Raw genomic sequence first — 285 nt, 5'->3', positions numbered from 1 at the left:
GAACGCTGGCGGCGTGCTTAACACATGCAAGTCGAACGATGAAGCCCTTCGGGGTGGATTAGTGGCGAACGGGTGAGTAACACGTGGGCAATCTGCCCTGCACTCTGGGACAAGCCCTGGAAACGGGGTCTAATACCGGATATCACTTCCACTCGCATGAGTGGGGGTCGAAAGCTCCGGCGGTGCAGGATGAGCCCGCGGCCTATCAGCTTGTTGGTGAGGTAATGGCTCACCAAGGCGACGACGGGTAGCCGGCCTGAGAGGGCGACCGGCCACACTGGGACT

1 rRNA gene is annotated in these 285 nt (G+C 60.7%); it reads left to right on the top strand.

The annotated features are described in order from the left end of the window. Positions 1-285, top strand: a 16S ribosomal RNA gene (locus tag IG99_RS43840); the annotation flags it as partial.

This window comes from Streptomyces griseus subsp. griseus, from assembly GCF_000720255.1.
Taxonomy (GTDB): domain Bacteria; phylum Actinomycetota; class Actinomycetes; order Streptomycetales; family Streptomycetaceae; genus Streptomyces; species Streptomyces griseus_I.
This window is presented reverse-complemented; position numbering and strand designations above follow the sequence as displayed.